20 protein-coding genes are annotated in these 21,238 nt (G+C 55.3%); 12 read left to right on the plus strand and 8 right to left on the minus strand.

Annotated elements, in window-relative coordinates; translation table 11 throughout:
• Positions 1 to 88: 88 nt before the first annotated feature.
• Both tfpB and AC1RJ3_RS06165 read right to left on the minus strand, forming a co-directional pair.
• Positions 89 to 1,870, minus strand: a complete 1,782-nt coding sequence (gene tfpB, locus AC1RJ3_RS06160; RefSeq protein ID WP_489110773.1) for a type IV pilus assembly ATPase TfpB — start codon at positions 1,868 to 1,870, stop codon at positions 89 to 91.
• Between the two features lie 139 nt (positions 1,871 to 2,009).
• On the minus strand, positions 2,010 to 2,348 hold the full coding sequence (locus tag AC1RJ3_RS06165) for an ACT-like domain-containing protein (RefSeq protein WP_347928285.1): 339 nt from the start codon (positions 2,346 to 2,348) through the stop codon (positions 2,010 to 2,012).
• Between the two features lie 125 nt (positions 2,349 to 2,473).
• Here AC1RJ3_RS06165 and AC1RJ3_RS06170 point away from each other — a divergent pair, with 125 nt between their 5' ends.
• The gene (locus AC1RJ3_RS06170) at positions 2,474 to 2,944 is read left to right on the plus strand and encodes an Lrp/AsnC family transcriptional regulator (RefSeq protein WP_054594557.1); all 471 of its coding nucleotides are present in this window, start codon (positions 2,474 to 2,476) and stop codon (positions 2,942 to 2,944) included.
• A gap of 185 nt (positions 2,945 to 3,129) precedes the next feature.
• On the opposite strand, the gene AC1RJ3_RS06175 is transcribed toward AC1RJ3_RS06170, so the two are convergent.
• Positions 3,130 to 4,497, minus strand: a complete 1,368-nt coding sequence (locus AC1RJ3_RS06175; protein ID WP_493077968.1) for a CYTH domain-containing protein — start codon at positions 4,495 to 4,497, stop codon at positions 3,130 to 3,132.
• 158 nt (positions 4,498 to 4,655) lie between these two features.
• Here AC1RJ3_RS06175 and argE point away from each other — a divergent pair, with 158 nt between their 5' ends.
• From argE to AC1RJ3_RS06225, 10 genes are all read left to right on the plus strand, one after another.
• Positions 4,656 to 5,804, plus strand: a complete 1,149-nt coding sequence (gene argE, locus AC1RJ3_RS06180) for an acetylornithine deacetylase (protein WP_103317777.1) — start codon at positions 4,656 to 4,658, stop codon at positions 5,802 to 5,804.
• Between the two features lie 138 nt (positions 5,805 to 5,942).
• Positions 5,943 to 7,241 (plus strand): amino-acid N-acetyltransferase, encoded by a 1,299-nt coding sequence (gene argA, locus AC1RJ3_RS06185; RefSeq protein ID WP_493077971.1) that lies wholly within the window; start codon positions 5,943 to 5,945, stop codon positions 7,239 to 7,241.
• Between the two features lie 535 nt (positions 7,242 to 7,776).
• A complete protein-coding gene (locus AC1RJ3_RS06190) occupies positions 7,777 to 9,129 on the plus strand; it encodes an OprD family porin (RefSeq protein WP_347928284.1) in 1,353 nt (450 codons plus the stop codon).
• A 290-nt stretch (positions 9,130 to 9,419) separates the two neighbouring features.
• On the plus strand, positions 9,420 to 10,058 hold the full coding sequence (locus AC1RJ3_RS06195) for a peroxiredoxin (RefSeq protein ID WP_054594552.1): 639 nt from the start codon (positions 9,420 to 9,422) through the stop codon (positions 10,056 to 10,058).
• Positions 10,059 to 10,370: 312 nt separating this feature from the next.
• Positions 10,371 to 10,964, plus strand: coding sequence for an NADPH-dependent FMN reductase (gene ssuE, locus AC1RJ3_RS06200; RefSeq protein ID WP_054594551.1), 594 nt, complete (start codon positions 10,371 to 10,373; stop codon positions 10,962 to 10,964).
• 89 nt (positions 10,965 to 11,053) lie between these two features.
• Entirely contained in the window at positions 11,054 to 12,022 is a 969-nt protein-coding gene (locus AC1RJ3_RS06205; RefSeq protein WP_493077974.1) for a sulfonate ABC transporter substrate-binding protein, read from the plus strand.
• A gap of 25 nt (positions 12,023 to 12,047) precedes the next feature.
• Positions 12,048 to 13,196, plus strand: a complete 1,149-nt coding sequence (gene ssuD, locus AC1RJ3_RS06210) for an FMNH2-dependent alkanesulfonate monooxygenase (RefSeq protein WP_007939251.1) — start codon at positions 12,048 to 12,050, stop codon at positions 13,194 to 13,196.
• A gap of 8 nt (positions 13,197 to 13,204) precedes the next feature.
• Positions 13,205 to 13,993, plus strand: coding sequence for an aliphatic sulfonate ABC transporter permease SsuC (ssuC, locus tag AC1RJ3_RS06215; RefSeq protein WP_019694158.1), 789 nt, complete (start codon positions 13,205 to 13,207; stop codon positions 13,991 to 13,993).
• The gene (gene ssuB, locus AC1RJ3_RS06220) at positions 13,990 to 14,796 is read left to right on the plus strand and encodes an aliphatic sulfonates ABC transporter ATP-binding protein (protein ID WP_054594548.1); all 807 of its coding nucleotides are present in this window, start codon (positions 13,990 to 13,992) and stop codon (positions 14,794 to 14,796) included. Before ssuC ends, ssuB begins: the two co-directional genes overlap by 4 nt.
• A 33-nt stretch (positions 14,797 to 14,829) precedes the next feature.
• Positions 14,830 to 15,045, plus strand: a complete 216-nt coding sequence (locus AC1RJ3_RS06225; protein ID WP_003177394.1) for a TOBE domain-containing protein — start codon at positions 14,830 to 14,832, stop codon at positions 15,043 to 15,045.
• 72 nt (positions 15,046 to 15,117) lie between these two features.
• Here the strand turns inward: AC1RJ3_RS06225 and AC1RJ3_RS06230 are convergent, their stop codons facing one another.
• From AC1RJ3_RS06230 to panD, 5 genes are all read right to left on the minus strand, one after another.
• A complete protein-coding gene (locus AC1RJ3_RS06230) occupies positions 15,118 to 15,846 on the minus strand; it encodes a LuxR family transcriptional regulator (RefSeq protein WP_493077978.1) in 729 nt (242 codons plus the stop codon).
• Positions 15,847 to 16,583: 737 nt separating this feature from the next.
• Positions 16,584 to 17,840, minus strand: coding sequence for an aminoacyl--tRNA ligase-related protein (locus tag AC1RJ3_RS06235; RefSeq protein ID WP_493077980.1), 1,257 nt, complete (start codon positions 17,838 to 17,840; stop codon positions 16,584 to 16,586).
• Between the two features lie 73 nt (positions 17,841 to 17,913).
• On the minus strand, positions 17,914 to 18,789 hold the full coding sequence (gene panC / locus AC1RJ3_RS06240; RefSeq protein ID WP_054594545.1) for a pantoate--beta-alanine ligase: 876 nt from the start codon (positions 18,787 to 18,789) through the stop codon (positions 17,914 to 17,916).
• A gap of 33 nt (positions 18,790 to 18,822) precedes the next feature.
• The gene (locus AC1RJ3_RS06245; protein ID WP_493077982.1) at positions 18,823 to 19,542 is read right to left on the minus strand and encodes an HAD family hydrolase; all 720 of its coding nucleotides are present in this window, start codon (positions 19,540 to 19,542) and stop codon (positions 18,823 to 18,825) included.
• A gap of 41 nt (positions 19,543 to 19,583) precedes the next feature.
• Entirely contained in the window at positions 19,584 to 19,955 is a 372-nt protein-coding gene (gene panD / locus AC1RJ3_RS06250) for an aspartate 1-decarboxylase (RefSeq protein WP_347928279.1), read from the minus strand.
• A 314-nt stretch (positions 19,956 to 20,269) separates the two neighbouring features.
• On the opposite strand from panD, the gene AC1RJ3_RS06255 reads away from it, so the two are divergent.
• Positions 20,270 to 21,184: a 2OG-Fe dioxygenase family protein gene (locus AC1RJ3_RS06255; RefSeq protein WP_493077985.1), complete on the plus strand. Its 915-nt coding sequence runs from the start codon at positions 20,270 to 20,272 to the stop codon at positions 21,182 to 21,184.
• The last annotated feature ends 54 nt before the right edge of the window (positions 21,185 to 21,238 follow it).

Below are 21,238 nucleotides of genomic sequence, written 5' to 3' on the forward strand. Positions count from 1 at the left end.
CTCCAGTGGGATTTCTGGCAGGTTGGATTGCCAATACCCCAAACGAGTTCCGTAGCGTTCATCGGCGTGTTCGACCAGGATAACCCCTCTATTTCTGCTCACTCTGCGGCGTCACTCGCAGCACCTCTTCAATTGTCGTCAGCCCCGCCGCGACTTTTTGTGCGCCCGACAGCCGCAGGCTGCGCATGCCTTCCTTGAACGCCTGGCGACGGACTGCGAGCAGGTCGGTGTCGGGGTTGATCAGGGCTTTGACGCTGTCGGTCATTTGCATGATTTCGTAGACCCCGGCGCGTCCGCGATAACCGGTGTCGCGGCACTCCAGGCAGCCAATCGCACGTTGGGCGTTGCCTGGCAGCGGTGCTTGCCAGGGACGGGTCAAGGTTTGCCAATCGTCTTCGCCCAGCGTCAGCGGTGCCTTGCAGTGCGGGCACAGCGTACGGACCAGACGTTGCGCCATGACTCCCAGCAGGGTGGCTTTGATCAGGTAATGCGGCACGCCGAGTTCCAGTAAGCGGCTGATGGCGCTCGGTGCGTCGTTGGTGTGCAGGGTCGACAACACCAGGTGCCCGGTGAGTGCCGCTTGAATAGCCATTTCGGCGGTTTCGAGGTCGCGGATCTCGCCGATCATGATGATGTCCGGATCTTGTCGCATCAGCGCGCGCACGCCGCTGGCAAAGGTCAGGTCGATGTTGTGCTGGACCTGCATCTGATTGAACGCCGGCTCGACCATTTCGATCGGGTCTTCGATGGTGCAGAGGTTGATCTCTGGCGTCGCGAGTTTTTTCAGTGTGGTGTAGAGCGTGCTGGTCTTGCCCGAACCGGTCGGCCCGGTGACCAGAATGATGCCGTTGGGCTGGCGGGTCATGTCCTGCCAGCGGCGCAGATCATCGGCGGAAAACCCGAGCTGGTCGAAGTCCTTGAGCAGCACTTCCGGATCGAAGATGCGCATGACCATTTTTTCCCCGAATGCCGTGGGTAGCGTCGACAGCCGCAACTCTACTTCGCCGCCGTCCGGAGTCTTGGTCTTGACCCGGCCATCCTGGGGTTTGCGCTTTTCTGCAACGTTCATCCGCCCCAGGCTCTTCAGGCGACTGACGATCGCCATGGTCACCTGCGGTGGAAATTGATAGACGTTGTGCAATACGCCGTCGATGCGAAAGCGCACGGTGCCTTGCTCGCGCCGTGGTTCGATGTGGATATCACTGGCGCGTTGCTGGAAAGCGTACTGGAACAACCAGTCGACGATGTTGACGATGTGCGCGTCGTTGGCGTCCGGTTCCTGATCGCTGGCGCCGAGGTTGAGCAACTGTTCGAAGTTGCCCAGGGTGTTCGTTTGCTGATCGGCATTGGTTGCGCCGCTGACCGATTTGGCCAGGCGGAAGAATTCCACGCTGAAGCGCTGGATGTCCGCCGGGTTGGCCACTACCCGTTTGATCGGCAACTGTAGAACGTGGGTCAGGTCGGCTTCCCAGCTGCGCACATAAGGCTGCGCGCTAGCGACAGTGACGGCGTCGCGGTCGATCGCTACCGCGAGGATCTTGTGGCGCTGGGCAAAGGCGTAAGACATCAGCGAGGTAATTTGCGCGACGTTTATTTTCAGCGGGTCGATGCGTAAGTAAGGCTGGCCGGCCTGCTGCGAGAGCCACAGGGTCAGGCTTTCCAGATCCAGGCGTTTACCGGGGCGGCTGAGGTCGTCGAGGTGTTGGCTGGCAAGGAACTCCAGCGGGTGCAACTGGCTGTTGCTGGCATTGCGGCGAGTGGTCAGCGCGTGTTCGGCCGAGTCCTGGCTGATGAAGCCTTGGGCGACCAGTTCGCGCAGCAGGTCATTGAGATCCAGCCAGCGATCCTGAGTGGCGAGTTGAACGGGCATCCGGGCTCCTTATGGAAACGATCCTGCACGTATGGTGTAGACAGGTGCGTCTCTGACCACAGATGCCAAGAATAGTCCCCGCAGGACCGGCCGTTCGGTTGTCGGCCGATTCATCGTTGCGAGTCTTTACCGGAACGCTTCAGCCGGCGGCCTGTGCAGGCTGAACCCATTGCGAATCAGCCGCTTGCAGTTCCACCGAGCAGACACTGATCAGGTTACGTAATTTTTCCGCGATGACCTGGGCGCGGTGCCAGCTCAGGCCGTCCATGACGATACCGATCGACAGCAGGTCGTCGTCGCGCAGCACATTGACCTGCTGCGGAACCAGAAACTGCAACGCGAACAGATTCAGCGCACGACACAACACGTCCGGTTCGGCCTCGGCCAGCAGTTGGTAGTGCACGCGACAATGCGCATTACTGACGTTCCATACATCGGCGCGGGTAGGGGTGTTGCTGACGGCTTCGAGCGGGGGCATGGTCGGTCTCCAAAACACTGGAGAAATTTTTACATTTGGTACCGGGTATTTCTTATCTATGATGGGGTTAATTGGCTTTCAATCGAATTGTTCAATTCTCAAATAATGTCTTTACGGGTTTTTCTATGCATAGCGAGCTTGACGCGTATGACCGCCGGATTCTGGCACTGCTGCAAGAGGATGCCTCGCTTTCCAGTGCGCAGATTGCCGAGCAGGTCGGGTTATCGCAGTCGCCGTGCTGGCGGCGCATTCAGCGGATGAAGGAGGAGGGGGTTATTCGCGGGCAGGTGACCTTGCTCGATCGCAAGAAAATCGGCCTCAACACGCAAATCTTCGCCGAAATCAAACTCAACGCCCACGGACGTTCGAACTTCACGGAGTTCACCGAGGCGATTCGCGGTTTTCCGGAGGTGCTGGAGTGTTATGTGCTGATGGGCGCGGTGGATTTTCTGTTGCGGATCGTCACAGCAGACATCGAAGCCTATGAGCGCTTCTTCTTCGAGAAGCTGTCGATGGTGCCGGGGATTCAGGAGGTCAACTCGATCGTGGCCTTGTCGGAGATCAAGTCCACAACGAGTTTGCCGGTGTTGCGCTGAGGCGGTGTGAGTGCGTGGCTAAAGGGTGCTTGTGGCGAGGGGGCTTGCCCCCGTTGGAGGCCGCAGGACTCCCAAACCCGACCAACGCGGTGAATCAGGCATTACACGGACACCGGGTTTGCGGCCGCTGCGCAACCGAACGAGGCGGTGCGGAGTTCCGACAAGCCCCCTCGCCTCAGGTGGGATTACATACGCAACAACATCTTCCACGCGCGGTTCTGATACACCGCAATCGCCTGCTGCTTGCGTGCGTCCAGCACTTCGTCGGTGATCGGCTCGTTGGCCAGTTGCGCGAGTTTGTTCAGTTCACCGTACAGGCGATCCATTTCCGGGATGTCCAGCACGTTGCGGGCATGGTGCAGCCAGGCCTGGATGCGTTCAATACGCGGCAGTTGCTCGGCCAGGTCTTCCGGCTGTTGCTGATAGCGCTGCAATTGCAGGGACGTCGCTTCTTCGCCCAGCAGGCGCGGCAACCAGTTACCCAGTTGTGCAGCACCTTGGCGATTGCCGCGAACGTTGCGATCGGCAGTCCAGGTGCGGGCCATCAACCAGCGCGAGGTGTTCAGCGAGAACTGGCCCCAGCGCGGGTCTTCGAGTTCTTCAAGGAACTGCTCCGGCGCGGCTTTGCGCACGTCTTCGTCGTCCAGGCCAGCCTGAACCAACGGACGCCAGTCTTCCAGCAAGGCATCCAGCGCCACGCGCAAGTCGTGAGTCGACTGACGTGGTGCGGCTTGACCCAGGCTGCTGAGCAGCGCACGCAACTCAGCCAGGTTTTCGACCCAGTCCTGCAGCAGGCGCCAGTGGCCGTTGAAGCGATATTGCTCGGCCAGACGCTGGCTGCTGCCCAGCAAGTGCCAGCTCAATGCGGCGAACGCGTCGTCCAGCGGCAGTTCGAAGGTCAACTCCGGCGCCGGCAGGCTCAATGAATAACTGTTGGCGTCGAACAGGCGGTAGCCGCGCTCGGCTTTGCTGATATCGCATGGCATCAGCGCCAGGGTAGCGGCCAGTTCGGCGGCCAGTTCCAGCAATGCCGCGGGCTCGCCTTCGCGCAGCTCCAGCTCCAGTTCGCAGATCTCTTCTTTCTGCTTGCCGGCAATCACGTGGCCCAGGTCCAGCGCGGCTTCGATGACCACTTTGGTCTTGCCACGGCCCCAGGCGATTTCTGCGCGTTCGCGCACGAAATCAGTGGTGAAAATGGCCTTCAGGGTTTTCTTGTCCAGTTCGGCCAGCTCTTCGGGCCAGCATTCGCCGTCGAGTTTTTTCACATCGAGCTTGGCTTTGGGCAGGTTCCAGTCGTATTCGTTACGCTCGGACAGACCGGCGACACTGTGACCACGGGTCTTGAGCGTTTGAATGACTTCTTCGCCATCGCGGCGCAGGCGCAGGGCGACCTTGGCGCGGGCCAGGTCACGTTCTGGCGTGTCGAAGTACTGGTTCATCAACTCACGGCGTTCCCAGCCACTTTTGTTGCGTTTTTTCAGTAGCGGGTGCTCGCGCAGGGCGGCGAGGGTTTCGCGGCTGACGCGGAGTTTGATTTCGGTTTCTTTCTGCATGGCCGGAAAATCCAGGATCGGGAGCGCAGCCGGGGGAATGTGTGGCTGCCAAGGCCGTGCAGTGTACAGCACTCATTAAACCTACGCGCCGCGACGGTTTATTCCTGCCGCAGGATGGCTCTATGATGAGGGTTCATCTTGGGAGTTGGGAGTCAGCGATGCCTTTGCCGTCCATGAAAGATCAGTTCGCTGCACTGATCGCCGCACCGTCCGTCAGTTGCACCCAACCCAGCCTCGATCAATCCAATCGCGCGGTCATTGATTTGCTGGCGACCTGGCTCGGTGACCTGGGCTTTTCGTGTGATATCCAGCAAGTCAGCCCCGGCAAATTCAACTTGCTCGCCAGTTTTGGCAGCGGTCCCGGCGGGCTGGTACTGGCCGGGCACAGCGACACGGTACCGTTCGACGGCGCACTGTGGCAGACCGATCCGCTGAAACTGACCGAAGTCGATGGTCGCTGGGTCGGCCTCGGCAGTTGCGACATGAAGGGTTTTTTCGCGCTGGTCATCGAAGCCGTGTTGCCGCTGCTGGACAAACCGTTCAAGCAGCCGCTGATGATCCTCGCCACCTGTGACGAAGAAAGCTCCATGGCGGGTGCCCGGGCCTTGGCTGCTGCCGGCCGTCCATTGGGCAGGGTAGCGGTGATCGGTGAGCCAACTGGCTTGAAACCGATCCGTATGCATAAAGGCGTGATGATGGAACGCATCGACATTCTCGGTCAGAGCGGCCATTCGTCCGACCCGCGCCTGGGCCATAGTGCTCTGGAGGCCATGCACGATGCGATGGGCGAGTTACGCGGCTTGCGCCTGCAATGGCAGCGCGAGTTTCACAATCCGCAGTTCAGCGTGCCGCAACCGACACTGAATTTCGGCTGCATCCACGGTGGCGACAACCCGAACCGAATCTGCGGTCAATGCTCGCTGGAATTTGACCTGCGGCCCTTGCCGGGCATGGACCCGAACGCATTGCGTGCGGCGATCCGGCAGAAACTCGAACCGGTCGCCGAGCTCCATCAGGTAAAGATCGACTACGCTCCGCTGTTCCCTGAAGTGCCGCCGTTCGAGCAGGCGGCCGACTCGGAACTGGTGCAGGTCGCCGAAAGGCTGACCGGCCACCTTGCCGAAGCAGTAGCGTTCGGCACTGAAGCGCCTTATCTTCAGCGTCTTGGCTGCGAGACATTGGTGCTTGGCCCAGGCGATATCGCCTGCGCCCACCAACCTGGGGAATACCTTGAAATGTCACGTTTGCAGCCTACCGTGCATCTATTACGTCAATTGATCGAACACTACTGCCTGACCCCGGCTTGATAAATCCCGGGGCATCCAACCTGTATTCATGAGGAGAACGCGCGTGTCGCCAAGCCTGTTCCGACGATAACCACCAGCCCGCTGTGCGTTTTGCTTCGTCCTTTTTATCGGCTGCTATTTGTTACAGGCGCAGGTGTTATGCCCGAATACGTTAACTGGCTTCGTCACGCTTCCCCTTACATCAATGCTCACCGCGATTGCACCTTCGTCGTCATGCTGCCCGGCGACGGCGTCGAGCATCCGAACTTCGGCAATATCGTCCACGACCTGGTGCTGCTGCACAGCCTGGGTGTGCGGCTGGTATTGGTTCACGGTTCGCGTCCGCAAATTGAAACCCGTCTCGCCGCACGTGGCCTGACTCCGCATTACCACCACGGGATGCGCATCACCGATGCGGCGACCCTGGAGTGCGTGATCGATGCGGTGGGGCAACTGCGCATTGCCATCGAAGCACGCTTGTCGATGGACATGGCGTCTTCGCCGATGCAGGGCTCGCGTCTGCGGGTGGCTGGCGGCAATCTGGTGACCGCACGGCCGATCGGTGTGCTCGAAGGTATCGACTATCACCACACCGGCGAAGTGCGTCGGGTCGACCGCAAGGGCATCAACCGTTTGCTGGATGAGCGCTCTATCGTATTGCTGTCACCGCTGGGCTACTCGCCGACCGGGGAAATCTTCAACCTGGCCTGCGAAGACGTCGCCACTCGCGCCGCCATCGATCTGGGCGCCGACAAGCTGCTGCTGTTCGGCGCGGCCCCGGGGCTGATCGATGAAAACGGCCGTCTGGTCCGCGAGCTGCGTCCACAACAGGTGCCGGCGCACTTGCAGCGTCTGGGCTCGAACTATCAGGCCGAGTTGCTGGATGCGGCGGCCGAAGCTTGCCGTGGTGGTGTGGGCCGTAGCCATATTGTCAGTTATGCCGAAGACGGCGCGCTGCTGACCGAACTCTTCACCCGTGACGGTGGCGGGACGCTGGTGGCCCAGGAGCAGTTCGAGGTAGTGCGCGAAGCGGCTATCGAAGACGTCGGTGGTTTGCTGGATCTGATCAGTCCGCTGGAAGAGCAGGGGATTCTGGTGCGTCGCTCACGCGAAGTGCTGGAGCGCGAAATCGAGCAGTTCAGCGTGGTTGAGCGTGAAGGCATGATCATCGCCTGTGCGGCGTTGTATCAGATCGCTGACTCGGATGCCGGGGAACTGGCCTGTCTGGCGGTAAACCCGGAATACCGCCATGGCGGCCGTGGTGATGAATTGCTGGAACGGATCGAGACCCGGGCTCGTGCTCAGGGGCTCAAAACCCTGTTCGTCCTCACTACCCGGACTGCGCACTGGTTCCGCGAGCGTGGCTTTGTGCCCAGCAGCGTCGAGCGCCTGCCGTCGGCCCGGGCCTCGCTGTACAACTATCAGCGTAATTCGAAGATCTTCGAAAAGACTCTGTAACCTGCGGCGCCTAGACTTCGCCCCAGGTACTAACCGACCAGGGTAATGAGTCGATCGTTTCTGCCTTTTTGTCGCCCGTTGCAGTGCTTACCGGACGGGCGGTAAAAAAAATTACAACGGTATACAAACTGTAACAATTTGACGGGAAGATGCACGTTTCGCCATGATGGCGTCGCTTATTTGATCGTGATTGACGTAAGAGGAATTACGTGATCACAAATGGAACTAAAGAAGCGTTTGTAAATACCATTTAGGAATTAGCTCATAGGCCGATACCCCAGGATCCGGTTCGGTTGAGGTGTGCTGAGCTATATTCCCGAATCGTATGAAAAATGAATAAATAATTCTTTTTGGGTTTATGAGAGATTCACTAACCTGAACGGACCAAACACGGCGATTAGACCAAGGTCGTAGACGTGACTGCTTACGATTGACTTATCGGTCACGGTCTTGCGCTAATCGCGCATCGATGGGAACCGGGGCGTCAGATCCTGGACCAAAGTGCACAAAAATTAGAAACGTAGAGGAGCGAAACATGAATAAGTCCACCTTGGCCCTGGCTGTGGCCGTAGGGGTTTTGGCGCAGCAGGCAAGCGCCGCCGGTTTCATCGAAGACAGTAAGGCGACCTTGGGTCTGCGTAACTTCTACATCAACACCGATAACCGTGACGGCCAACCATCGGCTTCGTCTAACACCAGAAGCAAGAACGCAGAATGGGGTCAAGGCTTCGATCTGCGCTTTATCTCGGGTTACACCCAAGGTACTGTCCAGTTCGGTGTTGACGCCATTGGCCTGTATGGCGTGCGTTTGGACTCCAGCCGTGAAAATCACGGTAACTACAACGGTACTGCTTCCGGCGGCACTGTATTCCCAAGTGATGGCAAGGAGGCTGTTAACGAATTCGCCAGCCTGGGTCTGACCGGTAAGGTCAAAATCTCCCAGACCGAGCTGAAAATCGGCACCCTGCAACCGAACAACCCGGTCATTAAGTACAACGATGGTCGTCTGTTGCCACAAACCTTCACCGGTGGCGAGATCAAGTCCAACGAGATCAAGGACCTGACCCTGACTGCAGGCGAGATCAACGAGGCCAAAGGCCGCAACTCCAGCAACGACGAAGGTCTGTCGATCGCCGGTGCCAACGGCAGCTCCAACTACGACGCGGGCAAGTTCAGCAACAAGTTCTACTACGGTGGTGCTGACTACAAGCTCACCAAAGACCTGACCGCCTCGTACTACTACGGCGAGCTGAAGGACTTCTACTCGCAGAACTTCCTGGGCCTGGTGCACAACTGGTCCATCGGTCCTGGCGTGCTGAAAAGTGACCTGCGCTACTACCGTAGCCGCGACAACGGTGCCAACGGTAACGACAAAAACTACTTCACCTCGGGTTACTACCCAGACACCCCAAAATCGCTGACCAAAGGCAAGGTCGACAACGACCTGTACAGCTACCTGGCTTTGTACTCGGTTGAAGGTCATACCTTCGGCGGCGGCTATCAGGTCAGCAGCGGCGACAGCGATTTCCCTTATCTGAACCAGGGTGACGGCTCGTCGAACAGCACCATCACTGACATGCAGATCCAGAAGTTTTCCCGCGCTGGCGAACGTACCTGGCAAGCTCGCTACGCCTATGACTTCGCCAAGGTCGGCGTACCTGGCCTGACCGCCGGTGTGATCTACCTGCGTGGCAACGGCATCGACACCGCTACTGGCGACAAAACCGAGTGGGAACGTGACCTGAGCCTGGCTTACGTGATTCCAGAAGGTCCGCTGAAAAACCTCGGCTTTACCTGGAAAAACGCCATGTGGCGCACCGACCTTGCTAACACCCGCGACCAGGACGAAAACCGCCTGATCGTCAGCTACTCGATCCCGCTGTTGTAATACCCAGACGTTTGTAAGCCTGTATAAAAAGCCCCGCTCGGCGCAAGCCTGGCGGGGCTTTTGCGTTTCAAGTCGGGCCCACCCCCGCAGGCCCGCCTTCACTTCCCTCTTTGCAGCAACTCAAGGCCTTCTCGAACCCTGGTTCCAAGAGTGATCTTCACTCGGGTATGCGTCCAGTGAATAGATGTTTAATATTCACTTTGGATCTAAATAAATCGATATTTATTCTTTTTAATAGCTGTCGACAATAGGCACAGTAGGCTCATCACGCACTCACCAGGAGCAGCACCATGAGCCTCAGACTGGGCGATATTGCCCCCGATTTCGAACAGGATTCCAGCGCCGGTACCATCCGTTTTCACCAGTGGCTGGGCGATAGCTGGGGCGTGCTGTTTTCCCATCCGGCGGACTTCACGCCGGTGTGCACCACGGAGCTGGGGTTCACCGCCAGGCTCAAGGATGAATTCGCCAAGCGCGGCGTCAAGGCCATTGCACTCTCGGTCGACCCGGTGGACTCGCACCACAAGTGGATCGAAGACATCAACGAAACCCAGAACACCCTTGTCAACTTCCCGATCCTCGCCGACGCCGACCGCAAGGTCTCCGATCTCTATGACCTGATCCACCCGAATGCCAACGACACCCTGACCGTGCGTTCGCTGTTCGTCATCGATCCGAACAAGAAGGTTCGCCTGACCATCACCTATCCGGCCAGTACCGGGCGCAACTTCCACGAGATCCTGCGGGTGATCGACTCGTTGCAACTCACCGACAACTACAAAGTGGCCACCCCGGCTAATTGGCAGGACGGAGATGAAGTGGTGATCGTGCCGTCGTTGAAGGATGAAGAGGAAATCAGCAAACGCTTCCCTAAAGGCTACCGCGCAGTGAAACCATACCTGCGCCTGACGCCACAGCCGAATCGCTAATTTGAAATACCACCCCTGTAGGAGCAAGGCTTGCCCGCGATGAGAACGACTCGGTGTTTCTGTCGTCAGGGATGACGTCATCGCGGGCAGGCCTTGCTCCTGCAAGGGTTTGTCCGTATCCACAAAGCAGGGGATTTCAGGCCGTTTCGACGGCCTTTTTTTTCGCCAGGAAAACGTTTTTCTGCATATGCATTTAAAGAATAAATACATAAATAAATATGATTTATGGATATATAAATCAACTGGTAAGGTCTGCCCATTGTCGCGAGATCGCACACTGCGAATCGCCGGAAACGCTTAAGGAATAGCCGCATGTTGGTCGTCTCACTCGGAGGAAGTCCCAGCCAACGCTCCCGCTCCGGGGTGCTGCTGGATCGCTCCCAACGCTGGTTGCAGCAACAAGGCGTAGAGGTGGTGAGTTATCAGGTACGGGACTTCCCGGCCGAAGACTTGCTGCACGCGCGCTTCGACAGCCCGAAGGTGGTCGACCTGCTGCAACAGATTGAAAACGCTGATGGCTTGTTGATTGCCACGCCGGTCTACAAGGCGTCGTTTTCCGGCGCACTCAAAACCGTGCTGGATCTGCTGCCGGAGCGCGCCCTGAGCCACAAGGTTGTACTGCCCATGGCCACTGGCGGCAGCATCGCCCACATGCTGGCCGTGGATTACGCGCTCAAGCCGGTGCTGTCGGCGCTGAAAGCCCAGGAAATGCTCCACGGGATTTTCGCCGAAGACAGCCAGATCGCTTACGGCGAAGGCAGTGCGCAGGCGCAGTTGTCGCCGGCACTGGAGCAGCGCCTGGTTGAGGCGCTGGAGCAGTTCTTCAGTGCCATGGCCCGTCGGCCAAAACCACTGGACCCAAACCTGTTGAATGAACGTTTGTTGAGTGCTCGCTGGAGCATTTAAGCCTTACCCGAATTTGATGTACTCGCCTTACTCGCCCGCTAACGGGCAAGCAGGTGCAGCCAAAACCCTACTGCAAAAAGGAGAGCGCTATGCGCACTGTCATTTTGCGTCGTGGCCTGGTCGCTCTGTTTGCTGCGGCTGTGTCCTTCGGCGTCATTACTCAAGCTCAAGCGGCCGAGACCTTGCGAATCGGCTATCAAAAGTACGGCACCCTGGTGCTGCTCAAAGCTCGCGGCTCGCTGGAGAAACGCCTCGCCGACCAAGGCATTAGCGTGCAATGGACGGAATTCCCCGGCGGCCCGCAACTGCTCGAAGGGCTGAACGTCGGCTCGATCGATTTCGGCGTGACCGGCGAAACTCCACCGGTGTTCGCTCAGGCGGCCGGTGCCGACCTGCTCTACGTCGCTTACGAGCCACCCGCGCCAACCAGCGAAGCGATCCTGGTGCCGAAAGACTCGGCGATCAAATCGGTGCAGGACCTCAAGGGCAAGAAAGTCGTCCTCAACAAAGGCTCCAACGTGCACTACCTGCTGGTACGCGCACTGGAAGATGCCGGCCTCAAGTACACCGACATTCAAACCGTATTCCTGCCACCGGCCGATGCCCGTGCGGCGTTCGAACGCGGCAGCGTCGATGCCTGGGTGATCTGGGACCCGTACCAGGCTGCCGCCGAACAACAACTGCATGCACGCACCCTGCGCGACGGCATCGGCATCGTCGACAACCATCAGTTCTACCTGGCGACCAAGCCTTACGCCGAAAAACATCCGGCCGTGATCAAGGCCCTGGTGGAAGAAGTCCGCACCATCGGCGAATGGTCCAAAGCCAACCCTGAAGAAGTCACGCAACAAGTCTCGCCACTGCTCGGCTTGCCGGCAGACATCACCCTGACCGCAGTGAAACGCCAGGGCTTCGGCGCGCATCTCCTCACACCGCAAGTGATCGCGGCCCAGCAGAAAATTGCCGACAGCTTCTACCAGCTCAAATTGATTCCGAAACCCTTGAGCATCAAAGACGTGATCTGGACGCCACCGGCAGCCGTTGCCACTGCGCCGTAATTCGATTTCCTTAGGAGACCACTCCATGAGCCTTAATATTTTCTGGTTCCTGCCTACCCACGGCGACGGCCATTACCTTGGCACCGCCGAAGGCGCTCGCGCCGTCGACCACGGTTATTTGCAGCAAGTCGCCCAAGCGGCGGATCGCCTGGGTTTTGGCGGGGTGCTGATTCCCACCGGACGTTCATGCGAAGACTCGTGGCTGGTGGCTGCATCGCTGATTCCGGTCACCCAGCGCTTGAAGTTTCTGGTCGCGTTGCGCCCCGGGATCATTTCCCCGACGGTGGCCGCGCGCCAGGCGGCGACCCTGGATCGCTTGTCCGGAGGGCGTGCGCTGTTCAACCTGGTGACTGGTGGTGATCCAGAAGAACTGGCCGGCGATGGATTGTTCCTCAGTCACGAAGAACGCTATCAGGCCTCGGTGGAGTTCACCCGGATCTGGCGTCGGGTGCTGGAAGGCGAGACGGTCGACTACGACGGTCAGCACATCAGCGTGAAGGGCGCGAAATTGCTCTATCCGCCGATCCAGCAACCGCGTCCGCCGCTGTACTTCGGTGGCTCCTCGGAAGCGGCTCAGGATCTGGCAGCCGAGCAGGTCGAAATGGTCCTGACCTGGGGTGAGCCACCGGCCGCCGTCGCCGAGAAAATCGAACAGGTACGCGCCAAGGCCGCGAAGCTCGGGCGCACCGTGCGCTTCGGCATTCGTTTGCATGTGATTGTCCGCGAAACCAACGCTGAAGCCTGGCAGGCGGCGGATCGGTTGATCTCCCATCTGGATGACGACACCATTGCTCGTGCTCAAGCCTCGTTGGCGCGTTTTGACTCAGTCGGCCAGCAGCGCATGGCCGCGCTGCACGGCGGCAGTCGCGACAATCTTGAGGTCAGCCCGAACCTCTGGGCCGGCGTCGGTCTGGTGCGTGGCGGTGCCGGCACCGCATTGGTCGGCGATGGCCCAACCGTGGCCGCGCGGGTCAAGGAATACGCAGACCTGGGCATCGATACCTTTATCTTCTCGGGCTACCCACATCTGGAGGAATCGTATCGGGTCGCGGAGTTGTTGTTCCCGCACCTCGACATCGAGCGTCCCGAGCTGCCGAAAAGCGCCGGTTACGTCAGCCCGTTCGGCGAGATGGTCGCCAACGACATTCTTCCCAAAGCCGCGTCCCAGAGCTGAGGCGCGCCATGAAAAGGGAAAAGCTTATCCACAGCCTCGCGCCGTGGGCCTTGCCGGTGCTGCTACTGGCGGTGTGGCAGTTGTCGGTGTCGGCGGGCTGGTTGTCGACACGGATTTTGCCGGCCCCCAGCGCGGTGATCGAGGCGGGCGTGAGCCTGGTGCGCAGCGGCGAAATCTGGAAACACCTGGCGATCAGCGGCTGGCGCGCCGGCATTGGTTTTGTGATTGGCGGCGGTATCGGTCTGGCCTTGGGTTTCATCACTGGCTTGTCGAAATGGGGCGAACGCCTGCTCGACAGTTCGGTGCAGATGATCCGCAACGTGCCGCATCTGGCGCTGATTCCGCTGGTGATCCTCTGGTTCGGGATTGATGAGTCGGCGAAGATTTTCCTGGTGGCGCTGGGGACCTTGTTCCCGATCTACCTCAACACCTATCACGGCATTCGCAATGTTGACCCGGCTCTGGTGGAGATGGCGCGTAGTTATGGCCTGTCCGGTTTCAGCCTGTTCCGTCAGGTGATTCTGCCGGGCGCGCTGCCGTCGATTTTGGTGGGCGTGCGCTTTGCCCTGGGCTTCATGTGGCTGACCCTGATCGTCGCTGAAACCATCTCCGCCAGCTCCGGCATCGGCTACCTGGCGATGAATGCCCGGGAGTTCTTGCAGACGGATGTGGTGGTGCTGGCGATTGTTTTGTACGCGGTGCTCGGCAAATTGGCCGACCTTGCGGCGCGTGGTCTGGAGCGGGTCTGGTTGCGCTGGCATCCGGCCTATCAAGTGGTTAAGGGCGGTGCAGCATGACGGCGCAACAACCTCCACGCCTGCTGCGCGGAATTCCGCTGGTGGTGCGCAAGCTGCAAAAAACCTTTGGTGCACGGCAGGTGCTGCGCGAGATTGATCTGCACATTCCGGCCGGTCAGTTCGTGGCCGTGGTCGGTCGCAGCGGCTGCGGTAAAAGTACCTTGCTGCGTTTACTGGCGGGCCTTGATCAACCCACGGATGGTGAGCTGTTGGCCGGTTCCGCGTCACTCGATGAGGCGCGCGAAGACACCCGGTTGATGTTTCAGGAGGCGCGTTTGCTGCCTTGGAAAAAGGTCATCGACAACGTCGGCCTCGGGCTCAAGGGCGATTGGCGCCAGCAGGCGCTGGACGCACTGGATGCCGTGGGCCTGGCAGATCGCGCCGATGAATGGCCGGCCGCATTGTCCGGCGGGCAGAAGCAGCGGGTGGCCTTGGCGCGGGCGCTGATCCATCAGCCGCGCTTGCTGTTGCTCGATGAACCGCTGGGCGCACTGGATGCACTGACCCGGATTGAAATGCAGCAACTGATCGAACGCCTTTGGCAACAGCACGGTTTTACCGTGTTGCTGGTGACCCACGACGTCAGCGAGGCGGTGGCGATTGCCGACCGGGTGTTGCTGATCGAAGAAGGCGAAATCGGCCTCGACCTGCAGGTCGAACTGCCGCGCCCTCGAGTCCGTGGTTCCCATCGGCTGGCAGCGCTGGAAACCGAGGTGCTCAACCGCGTGCTGTCACTGCCGGGTTCACCGCCGGCGCCGGAACCTGTTTCACCCTTGCCCACGCAGTTGCGCTGGGCTCACTGACCCAATGTTCTCCCAACGACAGGAATCAACATCATGACGATCAAAGCCATCAACGTTCGCAACCAGTTCAAAGGCACTATCAAGGAAATCGTCGAGGGCGACGTGCTCTCGGAGATCGATGTTCAGACCGCGTCTGGCATCGTCACCTCGGTCATCACCACGCGCTCGGTCAAAGAGCTGGAACTGGCGATTGGTAGCGAAGTGATCGCTTTCGTGAAATCCACCGAGGTGTCGATCGCCAAGTTGTGATCGATGTGTCACACACAGCCCCGGACGGCTTGAGCCCTTCGGGGTTTTTTATGTGCTGCTTCCAGGGGGGCGCTAACGCATTTGTAAGCACAGACCATCTTGCTGAGCTTTGGATATAGCATGCTTGGCATTGGTAACATCAAGCTTGTCTACAATATTGCTCATGTGAAATTTTACTGTGCGTACGCTAATACTGGTTATTAGTGAAATTTCGGAGTATGTCTTTCCGATGCACGCCCATTTCAATATTTCGTGTTCTCGTTGAGTCAGTGGTTTGGTTGAACTCTCTGGAAATATGAAGTCAAGTACTCGTGGGCTAATGTTCATAAGTTGATGGACTCGAATGAGCAGCATTTGGAGCTCGGATTTTTGTTGCTCGAGAATATGAAATAGCGCAGGGTCGAACCTGTCGCAGACACTAAGTAGGGAAAAGCAGCCGTTGGCATCATGAAGCGTAAAGCAATATCCATCTGTAAGACGATAGCTCCTCGGCTTTTCGAAAAAGTTGAAGCTGGAGTTATCTGCTTTAATTCTGCATTCAGCCCAAGAAAATGGTGCAATCGAGCGAAGTCCGAACTGGATGACAGGATCAGTGAGATGATGATTTCTGAGCATGTATTCTTCTATCCAGTGTTCAGGGTAATTGCTCATGAGGAATGGGTTTCGAAGATTTGCTTTCCTTGCGATAAAATAAGTGAATCGTCTGAAGCCTTTTTTTCGGATCTCTAACTCAAGACTCAATTTGAGGCGCGCGATCAGCTTCGGTAGGTTGTTATTGTGTGGCTTATTGTCTATATCCATATAGAGGCAACTTGTGGTAAGTAACTAATTCAAGGTGGATAACCCGGCTATTATATGAGGGCTGGGGATTAACTTGTTTGAAGGGGCGATGTATGTTGGATAATACGCTTGGTGAGCGTTGCCATGGAGGAGCAGTCATGACACCGGTTTTGTTGAGTTTTGATGAGGGCGCGGCTTTCTTGAATCGATAATCTCCAGGCCAGCCTCTGCAGATAATTTGATGCTGTAACACCAATTGCATTGGTTATTATCATTGTATTCAATGTAAAGTATATGAGTCCTGAAATTGTCAATGTATTGATAGGATAGCAGGGTTGTCGGGCCGGGTAAGGTTGATAAATAAAGGGATAAGTCGCGGTATGCTTTTTCTTCTAAGCGACTTTCTCGAAGGAAAAGAGTGGTCGAGACGCAGAAAAAAACGACGGATAGGAAAAGGAATATTTGATAGGCGATGGATATTTTTGTTGATGGCTGTGAAAGGTTGCTACCGAAAAAAGTCACTGCGAGAATAGAGAAGTAAAGGAGTACGAGTTTATGGTTTTTTACTTTGTTCAAGTACAGTTGGTTTCTTATGCGAATTAATAGTTCGTCATGTTGAATGTGCTGGTCAGCACTGAGTTCTGGGAATGACTTCATGGTCGTAAGGTGCGCCTGAGTGGAAGGTGAAAGTTAACGCTGTGAAGTGTGGCGTTAACTTGAGTGGGGCGCTTTAGGACTGAAAGCGTGCGTGCGGTGCATTATGAATAGATCGACTCAAAACGTATGTAAAATTGATCGATGGGCATATGCTCGGTTACCCCGGTATCTCTCTCTCGAACGATAACGATGTTATCGTTCAGCATGCTGTCTTCCAAGGTTATTAAAAAAGGAGTGCCGACTTCGTCATGATATTTTGTTACTTTTTGTTTGTCGCCACCAATCTCTATAACGATTTTTCCGGCAGCGAGACGTTGTAACCTGTGCTTTATGATAGAGGCGCTTTCTATTGATAAGATCGCATTTGAATTTGGAATGTGTAGGCATGCCTTGACAGGCGCTAAATGGGGTTTGATACGCAAAACAACACGGCTTGTACCATCGGATGAATCGACACGAACAAACGACTCGAAGAGTACTGCCATCAACCCCCGGTCAACGCCTGCTGCAGGTTCAATGGCGCACGGTGCGATTAAGGTCTCAGTGCCTGGTTGTGTTATTGCCATGAGTGCGGTGGACATGTTGTTCGGTAGGACGGAAGAACTGAGGTGTAGTTTGTCTTGAGACCCGCTATGGGAACCACAATCAAAGTCTCCACGATCGGCGATACCTTCAATTTCGAAGATGTCCCCGTTTGGTTGTTTATAATGAATATCATAGGTTTTACTAGAGTAGTGAGCCAGTTCGTCGGCCACTACGTCATCCACGATCAAGTTCTGCAAGTTGATCCCCTGTTGTTCCCACCAGTCCAGTCGTTGTTTTAACCAGAATTCGTGCCACTCTTGGGTGTTTTCGGTGGGAACAAAATACTGCAGTTCCATCTGTTCGAACTCCCTCATGCGTACGGGGAAGTCAGTGACTTGCTGTTCGTTTCGAAAGGCTTTACCTATCTGAGCAATACCAAAAGGAAGGGATGGATGGGTCCACTCCACTACATTATCGAAATTGGCGAAGCTATGTTGAGCAGTCGTCACTCGCAGGTGACAGGGCGATAAGTTATTGTTTTCATCTTTGATGCGGGTCTCGAATACACCGAACTCTTCATAGTTAGCGCCAAGAAAGCCGGAGTGCTCATGCAATAAGGGCGAGGTTAGAAGTGCTGCTTCAATACCGTAGACATCATCCCTGTCATAGACCATTGCTTGCCACCAGGCCTTTCTTAGGTGGATTTTTATTTCTGCACCCAATGGCCCATAGTCGAAAATGCCAGGCATTCCTCCGTATATTGAACACGAAGAGCTGAAAATACCGATCTGTTTGCACATTGCAAGAACGTCTTCTAGAGGGAGCCTATTCATAGGTGAGCCTTACTGGACTTGTTGTGTTTTCAGAAATAGAAAGTCAGGCCAGGAAACCTGATTTTAGTGAAGGTTAGATAGCGGTAGATGCACCGGTCTTTTCTTTTGAGACGACGATATTGTCTATCAAGCGTACGGAGTCGAGATAAGCGGCGCAGAGGATTACAATATCGGTTGTAGCGTCAGACGCCGGCTCAAGTGTGAGCGCATCGGCGAAACTGAAATAGTCCGGTTTGAAGCCAAACCGGGTCAATGCCTCTATGGATTCACTTTCGATTGTGGAATATGTTGAAGAGCGTTCTAGGATTTTTCGTTTGGCATTGAGCAAAACCTGGTATAGGTGAGAAGCTTGTTCCCGTTCGGCATCATTCAAATAGCCATTTCGTGAGCTCAGGGCTAAACCGCTATCATCTCTGATGGTTGGGACCCCGATGACTTGGGTTGGAATATTTAATGTCTCGACCAGTCGACGGCAAACAGCAAGTTGCTGAAAGTCTTTTTCACCAAACAAGGAGAAGTCAGGTTGCACTATATTAAGCAGCTTTGTGACAACAGTCGCTATTGCACTGAAAAAATGTGGCCGTGTTTTACCGCAAAATTGCTCACTCAAGAATGGCACATCGACGGTTGCCTGGTAGTCCAGTCCGAGTGGGTATATCTCTTTGACTGAAGGTGCGAATACAATGTCGCATCTTACAGCTTCCAGTTTAGAGCAGTCGGTCTCCAGAGTGCGTGGATATTTATCATAGTCTTCACCTTCTGCAAAGTGAGATGGATTAAGAAAAATGCCGGCGACAGTGATATCACTGATGCTTTTTCCATGTTCCACGAGGCTGATATGACCTGCGTGCAATGCCCCCATTGTTGAAATGAAGCTGATGCTTTTGCCATTATCTCGCTCACGCTTCAGGTGGGTTCTCAATTCGCTAATTGTGTGGATGACGTCCATTATCGTTCCTCTTATAAATATGAAAGGCGAGTGTTAATGTCCCGCTTTGTGTGCGCTGACCAGTTCTGCGAGTGAACCAAATTTATAGAGTGGTTCAATGCTGGGGGAGAACTCGGGTTGAATGGAAAGTGTCCCGTTCAAGGTGTCGGCACGGTTGATCCATGCTGTGTCAATACCTGTCGCGGCTGCTGGTTCAATATCGTGAAATCTGCTGACGCTCACGTGCAGCAGTTCGTGTTTTTTAATGCCGAGGTCTGCGAGGTGGCGGACTAGGTAGTTAAAGTTGTTCAGGGCGGGTTTGAATGAGCCGATGGTCTGAGCCGTATAGGTACGGTAGAAGTTGCACAGCAGTCGAGCTCTGGTCACTTCGATTGAAGCTTCATCGATATTGGATAAAATAACCAATTTGTGATGACGCTGTAGATGGGTCAACGCTTTGATCGTGTCGCTGAATAATGGCCATTCACTGATGGAGTTCCCAAAGTGTATAGCTTTGCTCTTGTCGCAAGGTCTGTCGAGTTTGGCCAGGATGCTCGCGTACGTTTTGCTCAGTGCGGACGGATAAGGTATGTCCGGTGTGTCGGCAAGAATAGTCGATTCCTGTCTCAGGAAATACGCTATAAGTTGCGCATCGGAAACCTGCTGGAGTTTGTCGTCACAGGCATTTCGCAAAGCATTGATAATGCCCGACTCCCAGTCGACCAAAGTTCCGAAACAGTCAAAGCTGATAGCGCGATAATTAGATAGTTTCATTGTGTGAATGAACTCCAAAAACTAGTAAAGCCCATGTGCTATTACAAAGGAACTACCATGTTGGGCTTTTCATGAAGCATCTGGATAATAACGTTCGTTTTATCCAGAATCGCGACTTTTGGTTCAAGTTGTTTGTTGCTATTTCGGAAAGCCATAATAATGACTTGCTCGCCTGCACCAATAAGGTGTGCTGCCGCGCCGTTTACGCAGATGTCTTTTTTACCTCGCTCCCCTGAAATTACGTACGTTTCCAGTCTTGCCCCCGAAGTGTTTGAAACGACCATGACCCTTTCACCAGGCCAAATATCGACTTTGTCCAGAAGTTCCTGATCAATGGTAATGGAACCGACGTAAGCAAGATTCGCCTCTGTCACAATGGCGTTATGAAGTTTGGCGTGCAGAACAGTGCGCATGTACAGGTCCCCAATATATATTCAGTTGGTGTTCGCGTGGCCTTGTGGGCGTGTTCCATCTTTTCAGAAAGCTTTTATAAGGAAGTGGAGTTGTTAGACCGTCATCCCAGACGCATTTGGTCTAGCCTTAGTAGAGCGCTTTCTTGTATCGAGATATTGACGAATTTATGTCACACATATGCCGGTAATGACAACCTGTCTCAAGGTACAGGTGACTAATGCTTTTTGTCATGCTTACTATCTGGCTAGTCATGTTTCGCTAAGGCCGTACCCGGCTTGGCGATTATTGGAACTTACGTTCAGGATGAACAGTGATGAATAATTTGCCGGCTTGGGTCTGTACTGAACTATCGGAATTGAGAGCTCGGTATATACAGCATCGATTCATTTTTATTGAGGGTAAGAAGTTACTGGGTTATCTTCGTTGTCTTGGTGCGACGGACTCTGACATAACGTCGTTGCAGCGCGTCAGTGAGAGTCTGCAGTCCGATCCAACGCTGCCCTTCAGAAAATCGCGAAATGGTCGGTTTTTGTTCGACTATAAAAAATCCAGTATATCCAGACTTGAGTACCAGCCCTTTGTCCTTTCATACGATGAGGATTTTGTCCGTTTCGACTCCAATCAGCTAAGGTCCTTCGAGGAGATCAACGACGATTTGCAATTGAATACGGCGTTTCAGGCCTTGCTCTGTATCAAATCGATGATCATCAATAAGGTTTATATCCATCCCAGAAAAAATTTGCTGCCTGATCGGCATCGCAATGTCTGTACCGTGTTCAATCTCAGGACACTTACGACGCCGGAACTATTGGGTGAGCCGGCACTGGAGGGCGTTCATAGTGATGGCGTGGAACATACAATGACCACGTTGTTAGGGACGAAGAATATGTCGTCGGACAGTGCCGTTACCTTCATTCATGATGCGAGGGAAAAAAATGGTGTGAGTTGGGACAATGCTCGCGAACACTATGTATTGGGTAAAGTTCAACATAGACACTTTCTTGATACCTTATTAATCGTCGACAGCGAAAAAAAGCATAGTCTTTCACCGGTCTATGCTATGGACGAAAGTCAAGAGGCAACTCGCGATATGTTGATTTTTTTCACCCGCCGCCCTACAGCGCTGCTACATAACACCAATCCTTTTGATTCGCTTGATTCACATGAGGTTTTACCCATGCGTATTCAGGTACCTTCGGTTGGGTTAAATGTTGATTCGATAGGTTAATGCCATCGTTCATGTACTGTTTATAAGAATGATCACCCCGAGTTATGGATGCTG

This window comes from Pseudomonas sp. GW822-FHT04C11 (assembly GCF_058800905.1).